Source organism: Clostridium sp. UBA4395 (assembly GCF_002390995.1).
Lineage (GTDB): Bacteria > Bacillota > Clostridia > Clostridiales > Clostridiaceae > Clostridium_J > Clostridium_J sulfidigenes.
The window spans coordinates 58,688-64,762 of record NZ_DGRF01000021.1 but is presented as its reverse complement, the minus strand read 5'-3'; the positions used below and the strand labels follow the sequence as shown (position 1 = coordinate 64,762).

The 6,075-nt window shown below is 31.3% G+C and carries 6 protein-coding genes; 5 read left to right on the top strand and 1 reads right to left on the bottom strand.

Annotation, left to right across the window (positions count from 1 at the left end):
- Nucleotides 1–229: 229 nt before the first annotated feature.
- The gene (locus tag B2694_RS02970) at nucleotides 230–1,825 is read left to right on the top strand and encodes a peptide chain release factor 3 (RefSeq protein ID WP_346884507.1); all 1,596 of its coding nucleotides are present in this window, start codon (nucleotides 230–232) and stop codon (nucleotides 1,823–1,825) included.
- 40 nt (nucleotides 1,826–1,865) lie between these two features.
- On the opposite strand, the gene B2694_RS02965 is transcribed toward B2694_RS02970, so the two are convergent.
- Nucleotides 1,866–2,036 carry a hypothetical protein gene (locus B2694_RS02965; RefSeq protein WP_346884506.1) on the bottom strand — a complete coding sequence of 57 codons (171 nt, stop codon included), beginning with the start codon at nucleotides 2,034–2,036 and terminating at the stop codon, nucleotides 1,866–1,868.
- Between the two features lie 248 nt (nucleotides 2,037–2,284).
- On the opposite strand from B2694_RS02965, the gene B2694_RS02960 reads away from it, so the two are divergent.
- From B2694_RS02960 to B2694_RS02945, 4 genes are all read left to right on the top strand, one after another.
- On the top strand, nucleotides 2,285–2,854 hold the full coding sequence (locus B2694_RS02960) for an ECF transporter S component (RefSeq protein WP_035132473.1): 570 nt from the start codon (nucleotides 2,285–2,287) through the stop codon (nucleotides 2,852–2,854).
- A 145-nt stretch (nucleotides 2,855–2,999) separates the two neighbouring features.
- Complete coding sequence (locus B2694_RS02955; RefSeq protein WP_035132480.1) at nucleotides 3,000–3,266, top strand: metal-sensing transcriptional repressor; 267 nt, start codon at nucleotides 3,000–3,002, stop codon at nucleotides 3,264–3,266.
- Nucleotides 3,267–3,279: 13 nt separating this feature from the next.
- The gene (locus B2694_RS02950) at nucleotides 3,280–5,715 is read left to right on the top strand and encodes a heavy metal translocating P-type ATPase (RefSeq protein WP_346884505.1); all 2,436 of its coding nucleotides are present in this window, start codon (nucleotides 3,280–3,282) and stop codon (nucleotides 5,713–5,715) included.
- Between the two features lie 148 nt (nucleotides 5,716–5,863).
- Nucleotides 5,864–6,067, top strand: coding sequence for a heavy-metal-associated domain-containing protein (locus B2694_RS02945; protein WP_346884504.1), 204 nt, complete (start codon nucleotides 5,864–5,866; stop codon nucleotides 6,065–6,067).
- Nucleotides 6,068–6,075 lie beyond the last annotated feature (8 nt).

Genomic DNA, 6,075 nt, shown 5'->3' with positions numbered 1-6,075 from the left:
CAACCGCTATTGCGACAGCCCCTTTATTTTGGTATAATTGAATTGAAAATGATAAATTTAGTATGATATTTAAACTAAAATTTTAGTATTAATTTCAAATGTGGTAGACATAAAAACATTAATAATATTTGTGTTTATATTAATTAATATGGTATTATATAAAATGTGCTAAAAAGAGATACTATATAAAATGAAGATAATTTTAAATTTAAATAAAGGAGTTAAGGTAATGAGTGATTATATAAAGGAGATAGAGAAGAGAAGAACCTTTGCTATAATTTCCCACCCAGATGCAGGTAAAACTACACTTACTGAAAAATTACTTTTATATGGGGGAGCAATAAGACTAGCTGGATCTGTAAAGGCAAGAAAGACATCTAAGCATGCTGTTTCTGATTGGATGGAAATTGAGAAGAAGAGAGGAATTTCTGTTACATCTTCAGTAATGCAGTTTGGATATGAGGGATATTGTATAAACATATTAGATACTCCAGGACACCAGGATTTTAGTGAAGATACATATAGAACACTTATGGCTGCAGATAGTGCAGTAATGGTTATTGATGGAGCAAAAGGGGTAGAGGATCAAACTAGAAAGCTATTTCATGTTTGTAGTATGAGAGATATTCCAATATTTACTTTTGTAAATAAGATGGATAGAGAAACAAGAGACCCTTTTGAACTTATGGAAGAGATAGAAAATGAATTGGGTATAAAATCATACCCAATAAACTGGCCTATAGGTACAGGTATGCACTTTAAAGGTGTTTATGATAGAAATAATAAACAAATTCAAATTTTTAAAGCTGGAGATCATGGGCAGTTTGAAGTAAGTGAGACTGTTATAGATTTAGAAGATGAATCAGCAGTTAGAGAGGCTATAACAGATAGTCTATATGAAAAGTTACTTGAGGACATAGAATTATTAGATATAGCTGGAGATGCCTTTGATGAAGAAAAGGTGAGAGTTGGAGAACTTACCCCTGTATTTTTCGGTAGTGCTTTAACTAATTTTGGTGTAGAACCATTTTTAGAGAACTTCTTAAAGTTAACTACAGCCCCATTAGGAAGAAATTCTGATATAGGAAAGATAGAGGCAACAGATGATAACTTTTCTGCTTTTGTATTTAAAATTCAAGCTAATATGAATAAGGCTCATAGAGATAGAATAGCTTTTATGAGAATATGTTCAGGTCAATTTGAAAAAGGTATGGAAGTTTATCATGTTCAAGGTGCAAATAAAATAAAGCTAGCACAACCCCAACAATTTTTAGCTCAAGATAGAGAAATTGTTGATAATGCTTATGCTGGAGATATTATAGGAGTATTTGATCCAGGTATATTTAGTATAGGTGATACCCTTTGTTCACCAAGCAAGAAGTTTAAGTTTGAAGGAATTCCAACCTTTGCGCCAGAACACTTTGCAAGGGTTAGAACTGTAGATACTATGAAGAGAAAACAGTTTATAAAGGGTGTAACACAGATAGCTCAAGAGGGAGCAATTCAAGTATTTAAAGAACTTCACATAGGAACAGAACAAATTATAGTAGGAGTTGTAGGAGTTCTTCAATTTGAAGTTTTAGAATTTAGATTAAAAAATGAATATAATGTAGATATAAAAATGGATATGCTTCCATATAGAAATATTAGATGGATTGAAGCTTTAGAAGGTAAAGTTGATGATTTAAGTTTAACAAGTGATTCTAAAGTTGTTAAGGATATTAAAGATAGAGACTTACTTATATTCCAAAATGATTGGGGTATTAGTTGGGCACTAGATCACAATAAGGGCTTAGTTTTATCTAATATTAGTAAAGGTGAATAATAGAAAAATTCCTCAAATTTTTTTGAGGAATTTTTTTTATTTAACTATTAAATTTATTTTTTACAGTTAGGTATTCTTCTATGTAGTCCATGGCAATAGTTAGAAGAGCTACTGCAATTATTAAATTAATTAAATTTCCTCCCATAACAAAAAATAAACCAATTAAAACTACCAATAGTAAAAAGCTACCAAACCAACAAAGATACATCATATATGTCAATCCTTTCTACATCCAAGTAAAGTAATAAGTTAGATCTTTTGACTATTTTCTCAAAAATATATAGGATTATAAGATCTGAAAGTCAAAGGTGAAATTATTTTGTGTAAAATATTTAATATTATTCTTTTATATTAAAAAATAAGGTTGAAATTCTTTAGATTTAATGTATAATTTAATTGTATGGATACTAAATTTGTTGTATGGGTACAATATTGCATAATCATAAAGGGGGACTTTAAATGAAAGAAAAGGCATCAATAAAAGCATCGAGAAATAGTTTTAGAATCATTGAAATAGTTCAAATAGGACTTATGGCAGCGTTAACATATATAGCAACTGCAGTTATAGCTATACCAGTGGGAGATAATGCAGTTTTACATATAGGTGATGCAGTACTATTTTTATGTGCCATCTTACTAGGAAAAAAAAGAGGAGCTGTGGCGGCTGCTATAGGTATGACATTTTTTGATTTGTTTTCTCCATACTATATATGGGCGCCATTTACCTTTATTATAAAAGGAGTTATGGCATATATAGCAGGAGCTATAGCCTATAGAGGTGATTATCAAGGAGATAAATTTTGGAATAACTTATTTGCATTCATTGTAGCAGGAATAGTTATGATTTTTGGATATTTTCTTGCTGGAGGTTGCTTAAATCACTTTGTATATGGAATACCAACTATTGGACAAGGATTTATAGTGGCTTTAAAGGATATACCAGCTAATATACTTCAAGTAGCAGGGGGAATTGCTATAGCATTACCACTTTCCATACCGTTAAAAAAATATTTAGCTAAATATTTATAATAGATAGAGCATCACTAAAGGTGGTGCTTTATTTTTTTATATTTTGGGGCAAACGAAATTTAAATAAAAAATTAACCTATTGACAATATATAAATGGAGTACTATTATGTAGATATACCCCCTGAGGGGGGAGGGGAGGTAAATAATGAGTGAAGAAAGAAAAAAAGCTTTGCAATTGTTAAAAACAGCAAGGGGTCAGATAGATGGAATTATAAAAATGATAGAAGAGGGGAGGTATTGTATCGATATTTCTAATCAAATCTTAGCATCACAAGCTTTATTAAAGAAATCAAACTTAGAAATTTTAAAAGGACACTTAAATCATTGTGTTAAGGATGCAGCAATAAATAATAATATGGATGAAAAGATTGTGGAAATAAATAATATATTAGAAAAGATAATTACAAAATAAAGAAGGTGAAAACATGGATAATAAATCATTTAAAATAGAAGGAATGACTTGTTCTGCTTGTGCAAATAGAGTAGAGAGAGCAATTAGTAAGTTAGAGGGGGTTGAAAAAGCAAATGTAAATTTTGCTACAGAAACTTTAACTGTAGATTTTAATAAGGAAAATTTAAATTCTCAAATGATTGAGGAAGCTGTAGTTAAAGCCGGATATGGCGTAAAGAAAAATGTAAAAACCTACAATTTTAAAATAGAAGGAATGACTTGTTCTGCCTGTGCTAATAGAGTAGAAAGAGTAACTAGAAAACTAGATGGAGTAGAAGATGCTACAGTAAATTTTGCCACAGAGAAGCTTACTATTAAAGTGAATGAAGATGAGATATCCTATGGTGATATAAAAGCTGCGGTAGATAAAGCGGGTTATAAGTTAATTAAAGAGGAAGTAAAATATAAGGAAAACCAAGGAGAGGAAAAAAGTGAAGCTAGCAAATTACTTACAAGGTTCATATCTTCCCTAATTTTTACAGTTCCATTACTAATAATAACAATGGGTCATATGGTAGGAATGCATCTTCCATCTATAATAGATCCTATGGCTAATCCACTAAATTTTGCATTAATTCAGTTGATACTAACATTACCAGTAATGATAGCTGGATATAAGTTTTATAAGGTAGGACTTAAAAATTTAATTAAACTAAGTCCTAATATGGACTCACTAATATCCATAGGAACTTTGGCTGCTTTTATATACGGTATATTTGCTATATATAAAATAATGCAAGGGGATCATGAGTATGCAATGCATCTATATTTTGAATCTGCTGCAGTAATACTAACCTTAATAACCTTAGGTAAATATTTAGAAGCGGTATCTAAAGGTAAAACCTCTCAAGCTATAAAGGCTTTAATGGGTTTAGCTCCTAAAACAGCAACTATAATTAGAGATAATAAAGAAATTGTAGTACCTGTAGAAGAGGTTATAGTTGGGGATATAGTACTAGTAAAACCAGGTGAAAAGTTGCCAGTAGATGGAGAAGTTATAGAAGGAAATACATCTATAGATGAATCAATGCTTACAGGAGAGAGCATACCTGTTGAAAAATCTATGGGAAGTAGTGTAATAGGGGCTAGTATTAATAAAACAGGATTTATTAAGTATAAGGCCACTAGAGTTGGTAGAGATACTGCTCTTGCGCAAATAGTTAAGCTAGTAGAAGATGCTCAAGGTTCAAAAGCACCTATTGCTAAACTAGCAGATGTTATATCAGCCTACTTTGTACCTGTAGTTATAGGTCTTGCTATAATTGCTTCAGTGGGTTGGTTGATTGCTGGTGAAACACCTATATTTTCTCTTACTATATTTATTGCAGTACTGGTTATTGCCTGCCCATGTGCTTTAGGTCTTGCTACTCCAACTGCAATTATGGTGGGAACAGGAAAGGGTGCTGAAAATGGTGTTTTAATTAAAGGTGGAGAACCATTAGAGACTACTTATAAATTAAAAACCATAGTATTTGATAAAACAGGAACTATAACAGAGGGAAAACCTAAGGTTACAGATATTATAACTAATGGTGAATCAGAGGAAGAAATTCTTATTTTAGCAGCTAGTGCAGAGAAGGGATCAGAGCATCCACTTGGTGAAGCCATTGTTAAAGATGCAGAGGAAAAAGGTTTGAGCCTTAAAATAATTGATAAATTTAATGCTATTCCAGGACATGGTATAGAAGTAGAAATAGATAAAAAATCTATTCTTCTAGGAAATAAAAAACTTATGATGGAAAAAAATATTAATATTTCAAGTTTAGATGAAACTTCTGATAGATTAGCTTCAGAGGGAAAAACACCAATGTATATAGCTATAGATGGAAATGCTGCTGGAATTATAGCTGTAGCAGATACTGTTAAAGCAAGTAGTAAAGATGCCATAGAAAGTCTGCATAAAATGGGTATAAAAGTAGCTATGATAACTGGAGATAATAAGAGAACGGCGGATGCCATTGCAAAACAAGTTGGTATAGATATAGTATTATCAGAGGTTTTACCGGAGGATAAAGCAAATGAAGTGAAAAAGCTTCAAGTTGATGGAAATAGAGTAGGCATGGTTGGTGATGGTATTAATGATGCTCCAGCTCTTGCCCAGGCTGATATAGGAATAGCAATAGGATCAGGGACAGATGTAGCCATTGAATCAGCAGATATAGTTCTTATGAGAAGTGACTTAATGGATGTGATATCAGCCATAAAACTAAGCAAAGCAACTATTAAAAATATAAAGGAAAATTTATTCTGGGCCTTTGGTTATAACGTATTAGGAATACCGGTGGCTATGGGAGTATTACACATTTTTGGTGGCCCATTATTAAATCCTATGATAGCTGCAGGAGCTATGAGTCTAAGTTCAGTATCAGTATTATTAAATGCATTAAGGCTTAGAAGATTTAAAGCTTAATATCCCTATTTATATAGGAAACTATATAAATAGGAAACTATATAAATAGTTAACTATTTGTTCTGTTTATAAGGGTTTAAAGGCATTTGATAATTTTAATGATAATATTAAATTATCATACTAATATATATTTTAGGAGGAGAAAGTAATGAAAAGGAAAATATTAATTGAAGGAATGAGCTGTAAAAACTGTGTAGCTCACGTAAAAAATGCTCTAGAAGAGTTAGCTGGAGTTTTAGAAGTAGAAGTTAATTTAGAGGGGAAATATGCTTTAGTAGAAGCTACTGAAAGTAATGATGTTTTAAAAGCTACTATAGAAGAAGAAGGATATGATGTAGTAGGCATAGAATAAAATTACCA

Bases quoted from the DNA above. Each gene is read 5' to 3' on its own strand.
- B2694_RS02970 (WP_346884507.1), top strand. From the start codon at position 230: ATGAGTGATTATATAAAGGAGATAGAGAAGAGAAGAACCTTTGCTATA.
- B2694_RS02965 (WP_346884506.1), bottom strand. From the start codon at position 2,036: ATGATGTATCTTTGTTGGTTTGGTAGCTTTTTACTATTGGTAGTTTTA.
- B2694_RS02960 (WP_035132473.1), top strand. From the start codon at position 2,285: ATGAAAGAAAAGGCATCAATAAAAGCATCGAGAAATAGTTTTAGAATC.
- B2694_RS02945 (WP_346884504.1), top strand. From the start codon at position 5,864: ATGAAAAGGAAAATATTAATTGAAGGAATGAGCTGTAAAAACTGTGTA.
- B2694_RS02955 (WP_035132480.1), top strand. From the start codon at position 3,000: ATGAGTGAAGAAAGAAAAAAAGCTTTGCAATTGTTAAAAACAGCAAGG.
- B2694_RS02950 (WP_346884505.1), top strand. From the start codon at position 3,280: ATGGATAATAAATCATTTAAAATAGAAGGAATGACTTGTTCTGCTTGT.